This window comes from Mycobacterium sp. NGS40, assembly GCF_059812735.1.
This window is the reverse complement of sequence record NZ_JCALDG010000043.1, coordinates 1-18,936: the sequence shown is the minus strand read 5'-3', so window position 1 is coordinate 18,936 and position 18,936 is coordinate 1. Positions and strand designations below refer to the sequence as shown.

Annotated in this window: 17 protein-coding genes and 3 pseudogenes; 10 read left to right on the top strand and 10 right to left on the bottom strand. The window is 63.9% G+C overall.

Going from position 1 to position 18,936, the window contains the following annotated elements; translation table 11 throughout:
* Positions 1-312: 312 nt before the first annotated feature.
* Both AC5Y5O_RS30545 and chrA (AC5Y5O_RS30540) read left to right on the top strand, forming a co-directional pair.
* Positions 313-612 carry a PepSY domain-containing protein gene (locus AC5Y5O_RS30545; RefSeq protein WP_330981151.1) on the top strand — a complete coding sequence of 100 codons (300 nt, stop codon included), beginning with the start codon at positions 313-315 and terminating at the stop codon, positions 610-612.
* 57 nt (positions 613-669) lie between these two features.
* Positions 670-1,887 carry a chromate efflux transporter gene (gene chrA, locus AC5Y5O_RS30540; RefSeq protein ID WP_330981150.1) on the top strand — a complete coding sequence of 406 codons (1,218 nt, stop codon included), beginning with the start codon at positions 670-672 and terminating at the stop codon, positions 1,885-1,887.
* Positions 1,888-1,893: 6 nt separating this feature from the next.
* Here the strand turns inward: chrA (AC5Y5O_RS30540) and AC5Y5O_RS30535 are convergent, their stop codons facing one another.
* Complete coding sequence (locus AC5Y5O_RS30535; RefSeq protein WP_342930781.1) at positions 1,894-2,868, bottom strand: DUF1259 domain-containing protein; 975 nt, start codon at positions 2,866-2,868, stop codon at positions 1,894-1,896.
* A 224-nt stretch (positions 2,869-3,092) separates the two neighbouring features.
* Between AC5Y5O_RS30535 and AC5Y5O_RS30530 the strand changes: the two genes are divergently transcribed.
* Together AC5Y5O_RS30530 and AC5Y5O_RS30525 are read left to right on the top strand one after the other, a co-directional pair.
* Positions 3,093-3,791 (top strand): response regulator transcription factor, encoded by a 699-nt coding sequence (locus AC5Y5O_RS30530; RefSeq protein ID WP_330981148.1) that lies wholly within the window; start codon positions 3,093-3,095, stop codon positions 3,789-3,791.
* The gene (locus tag AC5Y5O_RS30525) at positions 3,788-5,128 is read left to right on the top strand and encodes a HAMP domain-containing sensor histidine kinase (RefSeq protein ID WP_330981147.1); all 1,341 of its coding nucleotides are present in this window, start codon (positions 3,788-3,790) and stop codon (positions 5,126-5,128) included. The genes AC5Y5O_RS30530 and AC5Y5O_RS30525 overlap by 4 nt, the downstream gene beginning before the upstream one ends.
* Positions 5,129-5,329: 201 nt before the next feature.
* Here AC5Y5O_RS30525 and AC5Y5O_RS30520 read toward each other — a convergent pair whose 3' ends face one another.
* Positions 5,330-5,815, bottom strand: a complete 486-nt coding sequence (locus AC5Y5O_RS30520) for a TetR family transcriptional regulator C-terminal domain-containing protein (protein ID WP_330981146.1) — start codon at positions 5,813-5,815, stop codon at positions 5,330-5,332.
* A 12-nt stretch (positions 5,816-5,827) separates the two neighbouring features.
* Here AC5Y5O_RS30520 and AC5Y5O_RS30515 point away from each other — a divergent pair, with 12 nt between their 5' ends.
* From AC5Y5O_RS30515 to AC5Y5O_RS30495, 5 genes and pseudogenes are all read left to right on the top strand, one after another.
* Complete coding sequence (locus AC5Y5O_RS30515; RefSeq protein WP_330981145.1) at positions 5,828-6,157, top strand: hypothetical protein; 330 nt, start codon at positions 5,828-5,830, stop codon at positions 6,155-6,157.
* A gap of 26 nt (positions 6,158-6,183) precedes the next feature.
* Positions 6,184-6,935 (top strand): annotated as a pseudogene (mddA, locus tag AC5Y5O_RS30510) (methanethiol S-methyltransferase).
* 95 nt (positions 6,936-7,030) lie between these two features.
* Positions 7,031-7,354 (top strand): ArsR/SmtB family transcription factor, encoded by a 324-nt coding sequence (locus AC5Y5O_RS30505; RefSeq protein ID WP_330981144.1) that lies wholly within the window; start codon positions 7,031-7,033, stop codon positions 7,352-7,354.
* Positions 7,351-7,839, top strand: a complete 489-nt coding sequence (locus AC5Y5O_RS30500) for an SRPBCC family protein (protein WP_330981143.1) — start codon at positions 7,351-7,353, stop codon at positions 7,837-7,839. Before AC5Y5O_RS30505 ends, AC5Y5O_RS30500 begins: the two co-directional genes overlap by 4 nt.
* A 20-nt stretch (positions 7,840-7,859) precedes the next feature.
* On the top strand, positions 7,860-8,468 hold the full coding sequence (locus tag AC5Y5O_RS30495) for a maleylpyruvate isomerase family mycothiol-dependent enzyme (protein WP_330981228.1): 609 nt from the start codon (positions 7,860-7,862) through the stop codon (positions 8,466-8,468).
* A 56-nt stretch (positions 8,469-8,524) separates the two neighbouring features.
* Here AC5Y5O_RS30495 and AC5Y5O_RS30490 read toward each other — a convergent pair.
* The 4 genes and pseudogenes from AC5Y5O_RS30490 to AC5Y5O_RS30475 all read right to left on the bottom strand — a co-directional run.
* A pseudogene (locus tag AC5Y5O_RS30490) lies at positions 8,525-8,987 on the bottom strand (polysaccharide deacetylase family protein); the annotation flags it as partial.
* A 73-nt stretch (positions 8,988-9,060) separates the two neighbouring features.
* Positions 9,061-10,497, bottom strand: a complete 1,437-nt coding sequence (locus AC5Y5O_RS30485; RefSeq protein WP_330981227.1) for a multicopper oxidase family protein — start codon at positions 10,495-10,497, stop codon at positions 9,061-9,063.
* A gap of 229 nt (positions 10,498-10,726) precedes the next feature.
* A complete protein-coding gene (locus AC5Y5O_RS30480) occupies positions 10,727-11,470 on the bottom strand; it encodes an arsenate reductase/protein-tyrosine-phosphatase family protein (protein WP_330981141.1) in 744 nt (247 codons plus the stop codon).
* Positions 11,471-11,544: 74 nt separating this feature from the next.
* Entirely contained in the window at positions 11,545-12,036 is a 492-nt protein-coding gene (locus AC5Y5O_RS30475; RefSeq protein ID WP_330981140.1) for a DoxX family protein, read from the bottom strand.
* Between the two features lie 190 nt (positions 12,037-12,226).
* On the opposite strand from AC5Y5O_RS30475, the gene chrA (AC5Y5O_RS30470) reads away from it, so the two are divergent.
* Positions 12,227-13,417 (top strand): chromate efflux transporter, encoded by a 1,191-nt coding sequence (chrA, locus tag AC5Y5O_RS30470; RefSeq protein WP_500028658.1) that lies wholly within the window; start codon positions 12,227-12,229, stop codon positions 13,415-13,417.
* A gap of 209 nt (positions 13,418-13,626) precedes the next feature.
* Here chrA (AC5Y5O_RS30470) and AC5Y5O_RS30465 read toward each other — a convergent pair whose 3' ends face one another.
* The 4 genes and pseudogenes from AC5Y5O_RS30465 to AC5Y5O_RS30450 form a co-directional block, all read right to left on the bottom strand.
* Positions 13,627-16,299 carry an ATP-binding protein gene (locus AC5Y5O_RS30465; protein ID WP_500028657.1) on the bottom strand — a complete coding sequence of 891 codons (2,673 nt, stop codon included), beginning with the start codon at positions 16,297-16,299 and terminating at the stop codon, positions 13,627-13,629.
* A 78-nt stretch (positions 16,300-16,377) separates the two neighbouring features.
* On the bottom strand, positions 16,378-17,121 hold the full coding sequence (locus AC5Y5O_RS30460; protein ID WP_330981137.1) for an AAA family ATPase: 744 nt from the start codon (positions 17,119-17,121) through the stop codon (positions 16,378-16,380).
* 412 nt (positions 17,122-17,533) lie between these two features.
* Complete coding sequence (locus tag AC5Y5O_RS30455) at positions 17,534-18,250, bottom strand: DUF4226 domain-containing protein (RefSeq protein ID WP_330981136.1); 717 nt, start codon at positions 18,248-18,250, stop codon at positions 17,534-17,536.
* Between the two features lie 59 nt (positions 18,251-18,309).
* Positions 18,310-18,936 (bottom strand): annotated as a pseudogene (locus AC5Y5O_RS30450) (hypothetical protein); the annotation flags it as partial.

The following is an 18,936-nucleotide window of genomic DNA, read 5'->3' as shown; positions in this document are numbered from 1 at the left end:
TAGCTTCCCGAACTCGCTGTTGCTCCGCCTGCGCTATTGCTGTGTCTGCAGCTAAGCACCGCGACGGTTTAGTCGGAAGCGGCCGGACACATTCTCGGAGTATCGGACGCGGGCTCCAAAGTTCGTTCAGGGCACGCATTCCGAAACATGTGTCGCACGCGCGCTGTGTCGCAGTATTTCGATACGCGCTATCGGCGGGTCTCGCGGTCGGGCAACCGCGCCTAGCCTTGGTGCTCACTTTCATCCTGGCTTCATGTGCCGACGCTAGCGTCGCTTTCGATACCAGGGTTTATGACGAGGAGGGATGGGTCGATGAGAATTCGAACGAGGATCGGTATCGGTGTGGCCGGTGCCGCCGTCCTGGGGGGCGTTGGCCTCGGCGTCTTCGTCGCCGTCGCCGACGACGGCGAGGTCACTGGCCCGGCAGCAGATCAGGCCCGCGCCGCGGCGGTGCAAGCCGTACCGGGCAAAGCTGGGAAGGTCGAAAAGGAATCCAACGAGGGCGCCGCCTACTACGGGGTCCTCGTAACCAAGACCGACGGCAGTCGAGTAGAAGTACACCTGGACCAGGGCTTCCGATTCGTGGGCACAGAAGCTCCGGACAACGACTGACCCCGGGATCTCGGTTGGAATCGCCGCAGCTTCACAGTCGGGGAAAGATCATTCGGCGTGAGTGAGTCCGATCCGCAGCCACCGGCCGACGAGCATCACCCATCAGCCGAAGCTGACCCCGAACCAGTCGCCTTCGGCCGCATCCTCACCTACTTCCTCAAGCTGGGCGCGATCGGCTTTGGTGGACCGATCGCCACGGTCGGTTACATGCAACGAGATTTGGTCGAACAGCGTCGGTGGATGGATCGGCGAGACTTCCTCGACGGCGTGGCCCTCGGACAGACCATGCCGGGCCCGTTGGCGGCCCAGGTCGCGATGTGGGTCGGTTACCTGCGCCACGGCGCCCTAGGCGCGGCTGCGGTCGCGGGCGCCTTCGTCGCACCGTCGTTCGTCATCGTCGTGGCCGTGGGCGCCGTTTATTCGCACTACTCCGGCTCGAGTGTTGTGCAGGCGCTGTTCTACGGCATCGCCCCGGCCGTGATGGCAATCATCACGATCGCCGCGATCAGGCTGATCAAACTGACCGACCGCCGCGACTGGCGGCTCTGGGGCATCAGCGCCGCAGTGTTCGCGCTCACCGCGCTCACCGGTTCCGAACCGGTGCTGGTCATCGTCGGCGCGGGTCTGCTGATGATCCTGCTCGACGCCCGCCCGCGCATTCGGCGACGCCGCCGAAAATCCCCAGACGACGTCACCGGGACCGATGACAGCCCCAAATCCGTCCCGCTGCTGGTCGGGCTTGGCACCTTGGCCGGTGCGGGGACGCTGGCGTCGCTTGGGTTGTTCTTCCTGAAAACCGGGGCGATCGTGTTCGGGTCAGGGTTGGCGATCGTGCCGTTCATGCGCGCCGGGGTGGTCGACCAGCACCACTGGCTAAGCGACAGCCAGTTTCTCGATTCCGTAGCGATCGGCCTGATCACCCCTGGACCGGTTGTGATCAGCGCCGGATTCATCGGCTACCTAGTCGCCGGACTGCCGGGTGCGATCATCTCGGCCATCGCCATCTTCACTCCGATCTATCTGGGCGTCGTCGTGCCCGGCCGCTGGTTTTTGCGACACCGCGACAACGCCCAGCTACGCGCCTTCGTTTCGGGCGCCACCGCCGCCGCGGCGGGGGCACTCTGCGGTGCCGTCGTGGTGCTCACCCGCGAAGCTGTGACCGACTGGATCACCGCCGCCATCGCCGTGGCCACCCTCGGTCTGCTATGGCGGTTCAAGATCAAAGAACCCTATGTAGTCTTCGCGACTGGCGTGCTCGGCCTCGTCGTGTACTGAAATCGGCTATGCCGGTTGCAGGTTGGTGGCGTCCAGCGCCGGGCGCAGCCCTTTGGCAAGAGTTACTGCGTCGTCGACGGCCCAGTAGTGCATATAAAACAGCCGGGGTTGTTCGGTGAGGCCATGGTTGTGCAATTCGACGATTTGGATGTTGCCGGCGCGCAATGCCTGGATGACCTTCTGGACCTCGGGGGCGGTGAGGATGAAGTCGCCGTTGATCGCGGCCCGGCCGCCGCCGGTGGGTTGGAAGTTGATCACGGTCGTCAGGTTCAGCGACACCGCGGGCAGCACGTACCCGTCCTCGACGATGGTGTCCTTGCGGGGGATGCCGTATTTGAACAACCCGTTGTCCGAAGTTCCCTTGCGGCCCAACGTCTGCTCAACCCCGGCGGTGTCGATGCCGAGAGGCGGCTGCTGCGCCGGCGGCGGGGTCGCCGGTCCGATCGAGGTCGCGTCCAGGGCGGCTCTGAGCGCCTGGGCCAGCTGGACGGCGTCACCCATGCCATGCACGTGGGTCCACCACACCGGCGGGACTTGCTGCAGCAGATGCTTGTGCAGCGCGGTCTGGGCGAGGCCGTGGGCCTGTAGTGCGTCGATGACTTTGGCCAGCTCGGTTTCTGTTACCACCAGGTCGCCCATCAACAGCGTCTGATTGTCGTCATAGCGCACGAAGGCCGCGTACCCGCCCAGCGACAATCCCGGTTTGATCGCCACACCGTCGGTGGTGACCTGAAGATCGTTGCGCACCAAGGCCATTCGGAAGGCAGTGTTGTTATCGCCGAGCTTGCCGACACGTCCCAGCGCATCGGCCACCGGCTTCCAATCGGCATCTGTTGTCCGCACGGCCGAATGGGGATTGCCGACTTGGTCTTTGTCGTTACCCGCGCCCGTCTTTGAACCCGCGCTACAGCCCGACAGCACCACCGCCACCGTGGCGGCGATCACCACGGTTCGCGCAACCGCGTGCCTGACCCCACCCATGAGCCCTCCCAATGTTCGAAGAAATCCACGCCGTCTGGATGGCCGCTCGGCTAGCCCATGGTCTATCGCGTCTTCATGAAGTCACGATGAAGCTGTCGGCCATCGTCCTCATCGTGGCTTCATGAATGCCGAATACAACTGCGTTACCTCGCCTAAAGGTGATGATGGAGTCGGGCACAACGCCAAGTACACAAAGGGCCTAGTAAAGACAGGACGGTGCGACGGTGCGTGTGCTGGTCGTCGAAGACGAGCCCAAGATGGCCGACCTGCTGCGCCGGGGCCTGGTCGAAGACGGCTATGCCGTTGACGTCGCCGCCGACGGCCTCAGCGGCTTCCAGGCCGCCATGGCCTGCGACTACGACGCGATCGTGCTGGACGCTATGTTGCCGGGCCTTTCCGGCTTCGATATCTGCCGAAGATGGCGCGACCGGCAGAAGTGGGTACCGGTGCTGATGCTCACCGCCCGTGGCGCCGTCGCTGACCGCGTCGCCGGGCTCGACGGTGGCGCCGATGACTACCTCACCAAGCCGTTTCACCTCGATGAGCTTTTCGCCCGGCTGCGATCGCTGATCCGCCGCGGACCGACTCCGCGACCCACAGTGTTGACCGTCGGTGCGCTGCGCGCCGATCCCGCCAGCCGTAGATGCTGGCGCGGCGAGGTCGAATTCTCCTTGACCACTAAGGAATTCGGGCTGCTCGAGCTGCTGATGCGCCGACCCGGAACCGTGCTGACCCGGGAGTTGTTGATGGAACACTGCTGGGATTTCGCCTACGAATCACGTTCGAATGTCGTGGACGTCCATATACGCGCGCTGCGTGACAAGATCGACCGACCCTTTGGGGTGCGCTCGATTGAAACTGTTCGCGGTATCGGTTATCGGCTACGCACCGATGGCGGCGTGCCCGAGAAAACAGCCAGATGATTCGGCGCTGGCCGCTCCGGATCAGGCTCACCGCTGCCTTCACCGCCGTGATAGCGCTGGTCTTACTGGCCGTTGGGACTCTCACCGTCACCCACACAAAAGAATCGCTGGACGAGGCGATCACCGAGTCCCTGTCCTATCGGTTGGACAACTTGCGCCCGGTCGCAGCCGCGACCGATCCCGTCCTCGCTGACACTGATCCCGACGCGGCCCAACAGATCATCGCCCCCGACGGTCGGGTGTTGGCCGCGACCTCGAATCTCGCTGGGCAGAGCGCGCTGTCACCGTCCGAGCTTGACACCGCCCGACGCGGGCAGCTGGTCGCCGATCACTCCCGGCTCGGCAATCTGCAAAGCCCGGTGCGGGTGGCAGCGAGCCCTGCACCCGGTGGGCGCCTTGTGCTGGCGGCCCAGAGCCTGGCCGACCGCGACGCCGCGGTGGCGGACCTGCGCGACGAACTGGCCACCGGTTTCCCGATCGTATTGTTGGCCGCCGCCATTGGCGCGTACCTGTTAGCAGCCGCCGCCCTTCGACCGGTCGAACGCATGCGCGCTCGCGCCGCGGGGATCAGCGCCACCGACGCGCACGCCCGCCTGCCCGTCCCACCCGCTCGCGATGAAATCTGGTATCTCGGAACAACATTTAATGAGCTCCTGCAACGGCTGCAAGACGCGCTAGAGCGAGAACGACAGTTCGTCAGCGACGCGGGCCACGAACTTCGCACTCCGCTGAGTCTGTTGACGACTGAACTCGAACTCGCCCTGCGGCGCCCACGAAGCAACCCCGAACTGGTCACCGCGATGTGCTCAGCCCTGGACGAAACCACCCGGCTGTCCCGCCTGGCTCGCGACCTGCTCACCGTCGCAGACACCAGCAACTCGGCTGAGCCGCCGCCAACCATCGACCTTCGCACCCGCTTGCAAACGATCGGCGAACGCTACCGTCACAGCCTGGACGGCCAACTCGACATCGACTGCCCCGCAGGCCAATACGCCCGAATCGACCCTAATGACCTGGACCGGATCATCAGCAACCTCATCGACAACGCCACCCAGCACGGCGCCCCGCCGATCACCATCCGCGTCCAGCCGGCCACCGACGACGGCGTCGAGATCCGCGTCGGCGACAACGGCGCCGGATTCCCTCCCGGATTCCTCCCGCACGCCTTCGACCGATTCACCCGCGCCGACCCCGCACGCACGAGGGGCGGCACCGGACTCGGCCTGGCCATCGTCGACACCCTCGCGCGACGCAACTACGGCACCGTCACCGCACACAACCGCCCCGCTGGCGGCGCCGAAATCACCATCCAGCTTCCTGCCGCCTCTGTGTGCTGAGCCGGACCACGAGCATCCTGTCGAAAACAAGCCGCCCCGAGCACGATCTTGGTGACGCCGAAGTCTGCGCCGAACTATCCCTGCGACGACCGCGACGGAATTTCGAGACCCTCATATCTCGTCTATTTCGACACGACAGCTTTCACGGCTTCGTCAGCTACGGTTGCGTTCACACAGGCGCTCGCCAGATGGCGGCGAGTCCTAGCGCGCAGCCTGGTCCGCTCCCATCGATGCCAGCATTCCGAGCACACTGAGAGCGTCGAGTGTTTCGGCTGCATGCGGGGTGGCCTGCGGGTCTGCAATCCATTGCAACATCAGGCCGTCGCAAACCGCCATCAGCACCGATGCGATCGGGGCCAGGTTCTGTGGCGCCGCCATACCCACATCGGCCATGTGCTGGGTGCCCAACCGAACAGCGGATTCACGCACTCCCGCGTATCCAGCCGCGAGTCTCTCCCGCAACTCCTGCGACCGCAGCGCCGGCGCATAGGACTCGACGCATGCGTGCACCGACGACCGCAGATCGGCGAACGAATCGATTGCCGCACGCAGGATGGCGCCCAGTTGGTCACGGGGGGCCAGGCCTGCGGCCGCCTCGAATGCCTGCTCGACGCGCTGATTCCACATCCCAAAGCACTGGCTCAATGCCGCGTTGACGACGAGGCCGTCGACGCCGTGTTCGCACACATGGCACTGTGTATGGCCCTGTCGACCAAGGAAATCCACGCCATCGTCAACGAGGTTCGGCGGGTCCTGCGGCCAGGCGGAACGTTCATCTACACCGTTCGGCACACCGGCGACGCCCACTACGGTGCCGGAAACCCGCACGGTGACGACATCTTCGAACACGGCGGATTCGCGGTCCACTTCTTTTCCCGAGAACTTGTCGATGCGCTGGCAGACGGCTGGAAACTCAACGACGTGTACGCATTCGAAGAAGGCGACCTGCCCCGACGGCTATGGCAAGTGACCCTCACCAAACCCGACTCGGCGGCACCACCATTCACCCATAGCGCGCCCACGACATAGGCCATCACCACAGCAGAAAGGGCACCATGAAGCGCTATCTCACACTCGGATACGGCGGGGCAAGTTATCTAATTTTCCTGGCCGCCTTCCTGTATTCCATCGGCTTCGTCGGCAACCTCGTCGTGCCACGCAGCATCGACCACGGCGTGACGGCACCCGTCGGAGAGGCAGTCGTGGTGAATATGCTGCTGCTCGGGCTATTCGCAGTGCAGCACAGCGTGATGGCGCGACCGGCATTCAAGCGTTGGTGGACACGGCTGGTGCCCAACAGCATTGAGCGCAGCACCTATGTTCTGTTGTCGAGTCTGGTTCTGTTGCTTATGTTCTGGCAATGGCGGACGATGCCAACAGTCATTTGGAACGTCGCGTGGCCGTTGGGGCGGATCGGACTGCAGGTGCTGTTCTGGCTCGCTGGGCTATGGCCCTCGCGTCGACCTTCATGATCAGTCACTTTGATCTGTTTGGACTCCGCCAGGTGTACCTGGCGTGGCGCGCAGAACCCTACACCGACACCGGATTTCGGACCCCCCTGCTCTACCGAATTGTGCGGCACCCTCTCATGCTGGGCTTCATCATCGCGTTTTGGGCCGCGCCGACAATGACGACCGGGCACTTGCTCTTCGCGCTAGTAACAACCGGCTACATCGTGATCGCGCTGCAGCTCGAAGAGCATGATCTGAACGCGGCGCTCGGCGATCAATATCGCCAGTACCGCCGCCGGGTCCCACAACTTATCCCCCGGATTCACCGGCCGGGCCGCCGTACGGGCGCCAGTTGAGGCAGTGCAAGCGGTGCCCTCAACACCTTCAGTTCCGGCCCTTTCTGGACACTGAGCTGTAGCTGAATAGATCGGTAAGTGTAGACTTACCGTTCGTGGCGACTTACCATGGCACCGTCGATGCCTGGGCCGCTCTCGCCGACGGCACCCGGCGAGCGATCTTCAAGCGTCTTGCCGGTGGGCCGATGGCGGTCGGCGAGCTTGCTCATGGCTTGCCGGTGAGCAGGCCGGCCGTGTCGCAGCACCTCAAGGTGCTCAAATGCGCTGGACTTGTTGCGGATCGCGCAGTCGGAACGCGGCGCGTCTATCAGTTGGACCCGAAAGGCATTCAGGCACTGAGGTCGGAGTTAGACGTGTTCTGGGGCAAGGCGCTGGACGCCTACACACTGATCGCCGATGAAGAGGGGCAACAGGGATGAGCTCATCAAAGGTCGAGCCGATACGCAAGAGCGTCGCGGTCAACACGGGTATCGAGCGTGCGTTCACGCTGTTCATCAGCAAGTTCGATGCCATCAAGCCGCGCGAGCACAATCTGCTGTCGGTCCCGATTGCCGAAACCGTCTTCGAGCCGCGAGTGGGCGGGCACATCTACGACGTGGGGACCGACGGTAGCCGGTGCGAATGGGCGCGTGTCCTCGTCTACGAGGCGCCGTTCCGCGTCGTCTTTTCCTGGGACATCAGCCCCACCTGGCAACTGGAAGCCGATCCCGCGAAGACGAGTGAGGTTGAGGTGCGCTTCATTGCCGAGTCCGAGGACCGCACTCGCGTGGAGTTAGAACACCGACACTTGGAACGGCATGGCACGGGCTGGCAAGCCGTAGCCGATGGTGTTGACGGCGATGCGGGTTGGCCGCTGTACCTCAGCCACTACGTCGAGATCGCGAAGAGGGAGGAGTCGCTGTGAGCATCGATCAAAAGTCTCTGATGGACCTCGCCTATGACGAGCGGGCCGACCTGGCCGCATTCCTTGCAACGCTGAGCCCACACGAGTGGCAGGCACCGAGCTTGTGTGACCGATGGTCGGTGAAGGACGTCGTTGCGCATGTCGTGAGTTACGAAGAGTTGAGCCCACTCGGATTGATGAAGCGTTTCGCGAAGGGACGGTTCGTCCATGCCAATGAGGTCGGCGTTCAAGAGCTTTCGCCTCTGTCCCCGCAGGAGTTGAGGCACTTCCTTGGAAGACATCTTCGACCACGCGGGCTGACCGCTGGCTTCGGCGGCATGATTGCCCTCATCGACGGCACCATCCATCATCAGGACATTCGCCGCGCACTCGGACATCGGCGCGCTGTGCCCGCGGATCGCCTGGAACGGATCCTGCCCTTGGTGCCTGGAAATCCGCGCCTGGGCGCAGGGCGTCGCATCAAAGGACTCCGACTACGAGCGACCGACATCGACTGGCAGCACGGCGAGGGCTTGGAAGTCAGCGGCACCGGAGAAGCACTCCTGATGGCAATGGCCGGTCGGCACTCAGTGGTCACCGAACTCGACGGACCCGGACAGGCCACGCTGGCCGCGCGCGTTACCGCGTAGTCGGTTGCGGCCGAACCACACAGACGGCGCCGCCGAGGCGACAGGAATTCCAATTGCGGCCCGCCGAGGTTCTGGTTGGGGATGTCGGTGATCGGCAGGTTGGGCATCGGCTTAGGTGACGGTGTGTTCGGCAGTGTCGGTATCTTCGCGGCCGGGATGTCGGTGATGACGTTGACCGGCGGGCCGTTGTCGCGGTCACCGTAACTGCTGCCCGGCGCGCGGCCCGCGCATCGCGCTGACTGTCACCAGGCGGTAGCCGTTGGCCTTCAGCACCGGAATGAACTGGTAGACAAGGTCAACCGTGCTCGAGTAGGTGTCATGGAACAGCACTACCGACCCGGGCTTGATTTGGGTCATCAGCATGTACCTTGTCGCTGCCGTATTGGCGTCGTCGATCCAATCGAAAGAGATCACGTCCCAACGGATTTCGGCCAATCCCAGCCGGGCGGCGGCGTGCACCGCCCCGTTGGGCAGTCCACCAGGAGCGCGGTCGAGCGTCGGGGTGCGCCCCGTCGCCGCGTTATTGTCGCCGTGAACTGATCCCTTTCGGCTTTCGCGCAATCCATATGCGGGTACCCCTGGCGGCCGCGGGTCAGGTGGTGCGCAGCAATGCCATAAATCCGTAGTCCATATGGATCTGTTGGTGGCAGTGCAGCAGTGATAGACCGGGCTGGTCGGCGATGAAATCGACCTCCATGCTCTGGTAGCCGCCCAGCATTGCGACATCCTTGCGCACCCCGGTGGTGGGGGTGCCGGCGATGTGGGTGAGTTCGAAGGTGTGCCGATGCAAATGCAGTGGGTGTAAGTCATCCGTGGCGTTGCGAAACCGTAGCCGGTATCGCTTGTTTTGTTGTAGGTCGAGCACGGGTTTATTGGTGTCCATCGAAAACGGTGTGCCGTTGATCGTCCAAAGGTTGAAGCCGTTGTCGGCAGCGTTGCGCTTCTCGATCAGCATGTCGATCGTGTGATCGGGCGGCGCCGCGGCACTGGGGTTGGGTGCGGCGAATCGGCGGTAGTCCCATTTGAAGGGCGGGGGCGGCGCCCATTGCGGATCCCCGCTGCGCCCGGCGTATTCCACCACGATGCCCATGCCGTGTCCGCGGTCGTCGTCGGAAAGATCGCCCAGCACCCAGATCCCTGGGTTAGTCATATTGACGATCGCGGAGATCCGTTCGGCTGCGCCCAGCCAGAGCACCGGAACCGGGGCGGGGTTAGGTACTCGATTGCCGTCCAGCGCGATCACGGTGAAGCTGTGTCCGGGCAGTGCGAGGCTGCGGGTTTCGGTGGCGCTGCCGTTGAGGACATGCAGCAGTACCCGCTGACCGGTCTGCACCCGGAGAGGATCGCCGTGGCCGAGCATGCGCCCATTGATCGCGAATGTCGTGTAGCTGACCTCATAGCCATGGGGATTGCCCTGGGCCAGTGAGGCATCCATCGCCGATTCGCCTTTGTGCTTCAGATCGGGGTCGGCCTCGCCGGCGAGGAAATCGGCGGCCATGTCGCCGCCGCGGCTGAAGGTAGGCTCAAATTCCTTGAGCGTCAAGAAGATCTCTTGGTCGTATGCGCCGGGGTTCTGCTTGGGTTCGATGTAGACCGGGCCCACCAGGCCGGTGTACTGACCGCGGGACAGATCGGCGCGCGGCACCACGTGGGTGTGATAGAACCGGAACCCGGCCGGGCCGGGCACAAAGGAGATGCGCCGCATGCCGTGCGAGGGGATGTAGGGCGTGCCCTCCTCAGCGGCGCCGTCGACATCAACGCCCACGTGCTGGCCGTGCCAATGCAGCTGCTCGGGGGTGTCGGTGTCGTTGTAGATGTCCACCGACGTCCGTTGGCCCTCTTTTAAGCGCACCAGCGGACCGGGGAACTGGCCGTTGTAGACGGTGGTCGACACGATCTGGTCTGGGGCCAAGTCGACGGTGCCGGTGCCGATCCGCAGCGTGTAGTCAGGCTTGCCGGTGGGCGGGGTGGGTGCCGTCTGCGAGCACCCAGCAGTTACTCCGACACCAACGCCGCCGGCGGCGGCCATGACCGCCAAGCCGCCCCATGTAAGGAAATCGCGTCGATCCAGTACCACGTGGGCCCCCGTGTGGTCTAGCGGTTGGCGGGTTGGAATAGCTCGATGAGAGTGCTGGCAGGGTGTCCACCAGGGCCACGGGTGATGCCGTTGCGGAAACCCAGCCCAGCCGCGCGCAGCCGCTCTATATCGTCGACCAGGCAACAGGTGCCGGCCTGTTGCTTCGATGCGATCGACATACTTACCCTTCCGTGGCGTGCGCCAAAACAGGCAGCAGAAATCCGATGCGGGTGTCGAGCTCGGCTGCCACTCTCCGGAATTGTCGATAGCCCGCCGGGCCGGCTGACGGATCGGGCAGGCTCCAATGCATCGCGGCAGCCGAACCGTGCTCATAGGGAAACTCGCGAACTTTGTCGCACAACGTAATTACGTAATCGAAGCGTCGTTCGGCAACTGCAGTCAGCGATTTCGGCCGCCGGCGGCCGATGTCTATGCCATACGCCTCACGCATTACCCGCACCGCGTTGGGATGTAGACGCGGCTTGGGGTGGCTGCCAGCGCTGGTAACACGGACACGGCCAGTGCCGCGAAGCCGCAGTAGCCCTTCGGCCATCGGCGAGCGCGCGCTGTTGCCCGTGCACACGAATAACACCGACTTGCCCGCCGCTGCCCTCGCGGCGACGGCAGGGGCCAATGCAGGATGCAGAGCGGTTGCGGCGTCACCGAACGCCGCCGCGCACCGCGCAAGTTCGAGGTGGTAGTAGCTGTCGCGGCCGTCAAAGCTGCTGCGACGAGTAGCTACCAGCCCGGCCACGCGCAGCAATCGCAGATGGTAGGAGACAAGGTTCTGCGGGGCATCCACGGCGACAACCAATTCCCGGACTCGGCGATCGCTCGACGCCAACTCGGTCAACAGCGCCCAGCGCAGCGGATGCGAGGCCATCTGCATCAGCAGCGGAACCGGCATGCGATCAGTCGTCGCCATGGCGGCCACATTACATCAAAATGATTTGATCGAGTTTGGACGTGCAGCACCTCCTGCATCGCCTCGGAACACGGTCAGCGGCGCTGTGGGCGCAGGGACTTCCCACTGGTTAGGTGGGCGTCGAGAGAGCAGCTGCCGGCACCGACGATAAGCAGAAACACGCTGCCGCACAGCTGCGCGAGGTCGACACGGGATTCGTGGATGAAGTCCCACCAGCCATGCTCCGTGCCGAAGAGTGGGGCATGGCCCCAGACGATCGGCAATTTGGTGATAAGCAACGCGCTGAGCATGTCGACGATCATTGGCACAGTGGCCAGCCGAGTCAGCAGCCCGACCAGAATGAGTGCGCCGCAGCCGATCTCGAAGACGCCGTCCAGTGCGCTGAAGAACGCCGGCGCTGGGATGCCGGCTTTGTCGAACCGACCGGTGCCCAGCGAATCAGGCCATAAAAACTTCAGCACCCCTTCGCATGCGAAAACCAGCCCCACATAGAGGCGAATCAGCACAACCGCCGCGGGTGCATGTGTCGAGGCTAGCGCGAGGACCTTGCTCGCAAAGACAGTCATTTCGTTGTCTCCTTCTCGCATAGCGCCTTTGACCTCACCAGATACTCAACCCACCCTATGCCCGAGCAGGCACGCACCGGCCATACATATCAAACTAGATTGATGTAATGTCGCTCGGTGTCCAGAGCCCGGGGAACTTGATGACCCATCGAGTAATCCAGGCGCGCAAATCGGCTTCTGTCATGCACCGATGAGTGACCCCGACGCCGACGCGCAGGTGCCGCCGCGGCCGAGCCTGGCCATCGTGCTGCGCGAGTGGGGACGGATCGGGTGTATAGGGTTTGGTGGTCCGCCCACACACATCAAGCTGCTGCGCGAGCTGTGCGTCGAGCGCCGGCGTTGGTTGACGCCGGTTGAGTTCGAAGACGCCGTCGCTGCCTGCAACCTGTTGCCCGGGCCCGCCTCCACTCAGCTGGCGATCTTTTGCGCCTGGCGGGTCCGTGGCTGGGGCGGCGCGCTGCTAGGCGGGGCCGCGTTCATCGTCCCCGGACTAATCCTCATCCTCGCCCTGGCGGTGCTGTTCTTAGGCGACGCACCGCCGCGCGCGGTCCTAGCCGCAGGTGCCGGCGCCGGATCAGCGGTAGCAGCCGTCGCGGTGCACGCCGCAGCCGGCCTGCTGCCTACCAGCTGGCACGGCGCCCACCCCGCCGGGCGTGCCAGTCGGCTCCGGTGGATTTCCTTTGTTGCTGCCGGTCTGCTCGCAGCGGCGACCATCGGCCCCTGGCTGGTACTAGCGCTGCTGGCCTGCGGCGTGATCGAGATCGCCAGCCGTATCCGCCGCGAGCCCACTGGCCCGACCGCCATTGCGCCCACACCCCTGCTGGCACTCGGAACGCTGAGCCTTGGCACACTCGGTTCCTTGATCTGGGTAGCGTTCAAGGTCGGCGCGCTGTCCTACGGCGGCGGATTCGTCATCATCCCGCTGATGCAAAACGACGCTGTCGATCACTACCACTGGATGACCGGCCCCCAGTTCCTTAACGCAGTCGCCCTCGGCCAGATCACACCGGGACCAGTCGTGCAGACCGTCGCCGTAGTCGGCTACGCCGCCGCCGGGCTGCTCGGCGCTGTCCTTGCGTGCCCCGTTGTATTCAGCCCGTCCTTCACGTTCGTGCTTCTCGGCGCCCGGCACTTCGACCAGCTGCGCACCAACGCCATCGCCCGCGCATTTCTCGACGGCGCCGGACCAGCCGCGATCGGCGCCATCTTCGGCTCCGCGATTAGCCTCGCCAGAGCCCTAACCCAGCCGTGGCAGTACGCAGTCCTCGCCGCCGCCGCAGTCTTACTCCTCCTACTACGCCGCGGCGTCGTGCTCACCCTCCTCGCCGCCGCAGGCGCCGGCATCGTCTTGATCAGCTCAGGGCTTGCACTCCCGCACTAAGGCCCAACCACTAAGCAATTAGGGCCCACGACAACAGCATTGCGGGTCGCAGCGACACCGCAACCAGATATGGGACCCGACCCGTTCGGGCGACAGCAACGTCACAACCCCAGAAGGCGGGCCCCCACCAGATACCCGCACACGACGTCCCACCCAACCCACGAACACCCAGCAAACCGGAACTAACTTTCCAGACTCTCGAATGTGGTCTATTTCGCGACGATGTTCAGTTCCGCTCGGGCCTGGTCGATTTGGTCGTTCGCGTAGGTCGCGATGGCGGCGGTGGCCATCGTCTCACCCGTGCGGGCGAGCGATTCGTAGGTCTGGTCGCCGAGGACATCGCGGAGGTGCGTGATCGCGGTGGTGATCTCCGGGGTCGCCGCTGTCGCGAAGGGACTGAATGCGAACCCGGCGATGGTGGCCGCCGGTTCGTGGCGGCCGAGCCGGTCGAAAAGGGCGACGAGGACGGCCAGCGCGCCGCGGATCGTCGTAGTGTTGCCCGAATCGTGGTAGTTGCGGATTGCCAGAGTGAGGTGATCGAACGCGGACGCGGTCTCGCCCTGTTCGGCCTCGAGTAGGGCCAGAGCGTGTGCCAGGACTGACGCGTTGGCGCGGTCGCCGCTGTCTTGAGCGATCACCAGACCCCGGCCGACGGCGTTAAGCGCCCCGACGGGATCCGCGTCACGGAAAGCGAGACCGTAGGCACCGAGCGCGAACGCGAGCACGGACCGGTTGCCTGTTGCCTCCGCAGCCTCGATGAGGCCATCCGCGGAATCCATCGCCTCCCCACCCGAACCGGCCAATGCAAGGGCGACAACCAGATATGCCCGGATGTAGACGTGGGTGTCGCGGCGGCGTGCGAGCTGGGCGCGGCACAACTCGACACATCGTTCGGGCCGCCCGATGACTAGGTATACAGATCCAAGCATGGCTTCGATGCCGTACGGCGGCGCCTCGCGGCTCCTGCCGAGAACGATCTGGCCGGCGTCGCAATAGCGGATAGCCGCCTCGATCCGTCCGGTCGTGTAGCACAGCGACGCAATCACGTACAGGAACGCCAGCCGCGGGTGATCGACGGCGCGGGCAGCCTCGATCAGCTCTTCAGCCCAGGCTATCGGCTCATAGGTTTGGACGATATTGCCGAGCCACCCCACATAGGTGGCGATGGCGGCGGCGGTGTCGAGGTCGCCTTGGTCGGCGGCCCACCGAAACGCGGTGCGCAGGTTGGGCAGCTCGAGAGTGAACCAGTCGTAGGCCTGTCGCTGTCGGGGGCTGTCCCACAGGGCAAGAGTGTCGACTTCACGTCCGGCGAAGTACCGCGCGTGAGCAGCCCGAATCTCGGATGCCTCGCCGCGGGCGACGAGTTGCTCCTCGGCGAACTGGCGGATCGTCTCCAGCATCGCAAACCGGGTCCGCCCCGCCGACCGGTCGGCGACCAGCAGCGACTTGCGCACCAGCGCGTCCAGCAGATTGAGCATGGCGAACTCGTCATGAGAATCCGCGACTGCGCAAACACTTTCGAGACCGAATCCACCGGCGAACACCGAACACCGCTCGAGCACAACCTTCTCCGCATCCTCGAGCAAGTCATAAGACCACGCCACCGCCTGACGCAACGTCTGGTGGCGTTCCACTCCGCGCCGCGACCCGACCAGCAGCCGGAATCGATGATCGAGGCGATCCCGTACCTCGCTCGGCGTCATCGACGCTATCCGTGAGGCCGCTAATTCGATGGCCAACGGGATCCCGTCGAGGCGAGCACAGATCTCCACCACCGCGGCTGCCTCATCAGCGTTGGGGACCGAGAAGCCCGGCAAAACAGCTTGTGCGCGTTGGACAAACAGTTCTACCGCTGGAGAGTCGATGCCTGCGCCGACATCTAGCGAGGGCACCGGCCATAAGCGTTCGTCGGCGACTCCCAATCCTTCGCGGCTGGTGGCCACAATCGTCACCGTCGCCGAGAACGCAAGCACGGCCTCGATCAAATCGGCTGCGGCATCGAGCACGTGCTCGCAGTTGTCGAACACCAACAACCGGACTCTGCCCTCCAACGCGGCGGCCACTGACTCGCACACGCTCTTCCCGGGCTGCTGGATGACGCCCAGCACCGCCGCCACCGCGTCCGACACGGCCGCCGGGTCGGTGACCGCAGCCAGCTCGAAAATCCAAACACCGTCAGGGAATTCGTCAGCCAGCCGCGCCGCGACCTCCAACACCAGGCGGGTCTTGCCCACCCCGCCCACCCCGGTCAACGTCACCAACCGATGAGCTTGTACCGCGGCTCGCAGCCCGGCGACCGTGGACTCGCGGCCAACGAAGCTTGTGGTCGGCGCCCGCAGATTGCCGGGACTAGGGTCCAGCGCCTGCAACGCCGGAAAGGCGGTGCGCAGTCCCTCCGCTTGGACCTGGAGCATCCCGATCGGAATCGGTACATCCCGTAGCCGCCGCGGCCCCAGATCCAATAAATCAACCCCAATGAGCAGCACCGCCGTCGACTCGGCCACCAGGATCTGACCACCGTGCCCGGCAGCCATCACCCTGGCTGCTCGGTTAAGCACGATGCCGAAGTAGTCACCGCCGCGAAGTTCGGCTTCGCCGGTCGCGATGCCCATCCGCACCGGCAATTCCAACTCGCGCTGTGCGGCGATGGCGGCATCTACCGCTGCCCCTGGTGACGCGAATGCCGCGCACACCCCATCGCCGGTGTGCTTGAACAACCAGCCCCCGTGCGCCTCGACCGCCGAGCGCAACACCTCGTCATGTACGGCCAGGGCGTTCCGCATGCCCCCGGCGTCTGCTTCCCACCGACGGGTCGACCCCTCAACATCGGTGAACAGAAACGTCACAACCCCCGACGGCGGCACCCGGGCGGACACCCGCACAGAATGTCACACCAATCCGCTTCCGCGCAGCAACCACGACCGACTTCCGAGACGCTCGTAGTCGTCTGTTTCTGCTGTTTAGGACTTCGGTAAGTCTACGTCGAGTAATTCATGTAGGAATTGCTCAGGCGCATCGAGAAAGTCCCGCGTGATTCGAAAGTGTTCGGTGTCCTGATACGCGACTTGGCTGATGCCGGCGTCTGTGCAGGCGTAGATGGTCGCGCCAGGATAGGCCATAAGGATCGGCGAATGCGTCGCTATCAGGAACTGTGAACCTTGGCGAACGAGGTCGTGGATCCGTGCCAAGGCGGCCAACTGGCTCGTGGGCGATAACGCTGCTTCGGGTTCATCAAGCAGGTAGAGGCCGTTGTTGGTGAACCTTTCGACCATCAGTGTCAAAAACGATTCGCCATGCGATTGTTCGTGCAAAGAACGGCCACCGTAGGCGCCGGCGATGATGTCGGAGCCAAGTTGATCGACTTCTGTCGCGACATTAAAGAAGCTTTCCGCGCGCAGAAAATACCCCGAGCGGGGTTTGCGCGTACCGCGGGCAATGTCGAGATAAGCGTGCAGGTTCGAGTGGGAGGCTCGAGTTGTGAAGTTGAAGTGACGGCTTCCTCCCTCAGCATTGAAGCCTAGCGCCACGGCGATTGCCTCGAGCAGAGTTGACTTGCCCGCCCCGTTGGCGCCTACGAAAAATGTCACCTGCGAATCAAACTCCACCGTGTCCAGAGAACTGACGAGCGGCAGCGAAAATGGGTATATGTTGAAGTCTTCGACCGCGCTTCGCGCTAATCGAATGCGTTTCAAATAATTCGACACCACGCTCCTTTCAAACTTTGCGCCAACTTGTTATCGCCTTTTACTCGCGAGCCCCAGGTGTTCGAGGTATGTTGGCGGGCCGCTTGACTCGGTGTACGTAAATGTCTGGGTCTTCCACTTCACACATGGTTTGTGTCTTCGAGTCCCATTCGTAGGCGCCCGCATCATGAAAGGCCTGGAAGAGGTCAACGACGTGATCTGGATTATAGAGCTCAAGTTGGTCGGCTGCTCTGTATACAGAGCTGGTCAATGTCCCGCCATTGTATAACTGAATTTGAAAAAGAGTCCGAAAGAGCCTGTCGCGGACTTCGGCTTGTGCATCGGTGTCAGCCGCGCTGATGACTGCTCGGTAATTCCAGACGGGCTGATCGAACATGACTATCCTTTCTTAGTCTGCGACGTCACGTCGCTTTTAAGCTTTGTCGACAATGAACGAGCCCGCCACTCCGCCTGGCCCGGCGAGGTGGCACTCCCACTGCTGCCAGGGATACAGAACTCTGCGGAACGTAATCCAGGCCTCACATTCATTCAGTGAGTTGAATAACTTGTAAGCCGTCGACGGGTCCCATAGGTCGCCAGGGCCGTCGGTGGGCAACGGACCGTGCTGGCCGTACCCGAGGCTTGCCCCGGGCGCGCTCTTTGGGTATCTGAGTGCACGGATCTGAGTGGCCGCGGCACCACCTTGTTGCTGAGTGGTTTGGACAACCTCGGAGGCCTGCTGGAGCTGGCCGCGCAATGCAGTCAGGATGGCACGCTGCGCTGCGGCGGTGCGCGCGACTGCGGCCGCCTGCGCGATGACGCGGGTCTGGGCGGCGATCGCATCAAGACGGTCAGCGCCGGCTCTGGTGGCCGCGGCAGCGGCCGCCAATTGGGTGGTCAGGCCCGCATCGCTAGTCGACGCGGTCATTAGTGGTGGGATCGAGCGATCCACCATGTCGCGGTAGGAGGGCATTCCCAATCCGCCAGCCATGTCGACCGTGCGGTCACGCGCCGCGGTGGTGATCTGCACCGCCTCGGCGATCAGCGTGGAGGAGTTGTCGGAAATGCCACCGTTGATCGCCGAACCAAACAACGAGCGGGCCCGCGCGATCGCGGCCTGCACAGCAACACAAGCCTGCACAACCGACATAGACCAATTATCCGGCCTCTCGACGCCGGCGCCCGCCAAAATTTGGGAATCTAGGCGGCTCAGACCATAACGGCGCCGCCGCCGACGATGTCGTGGTACATCGATATCGCCCTGTGATGTTGGCGCTGAATCTCCGAGAGGTAGGCCTGCCGGCCATAGGCGTAGGCCGCCGCCGCTGAGGGTTCGCCGGGACGCTGTTGGAGCCAGAAGATCGATTTCCAGATATCCGGTGATCCTGGGCCGCCGTGGTGGTCGAGCCGGTTGAAGAACTCCGAGATCGCCAAATTCGGGTTACGCCGCCCCGAATACGATGCGTCTTGCTGAAAGATACTCTCCCACAGCCTATTCGGGCTTTTGGCCCGCGGATTCAAATTGCTCTCCTGCATGGCGTCGGCCAGGATCGCGGTCGTCTGGTACGGCGAATACCCGCGGCGCCATGCTTCATGGATGATGGCCGACGCCACCTCCCGTGGACTCGAGTCAAGCGTCAGCGCACCAAGTGGGGTCCCGACCGCCGGTCCCGCTGGCTGCAGCCCGGCGGTCGACCCGGACCGAGAACCCGAACCGCGGCCGAGTGCCGCCAGCGGGCTGATCAGTCCACTCAGACCACTCAACCCTCCGCCGCCGCCGGTGCCGCCACCTGGGCCCCCTCCCCCGCCGCCGAACGGCATTCCGCCCATCGGCAT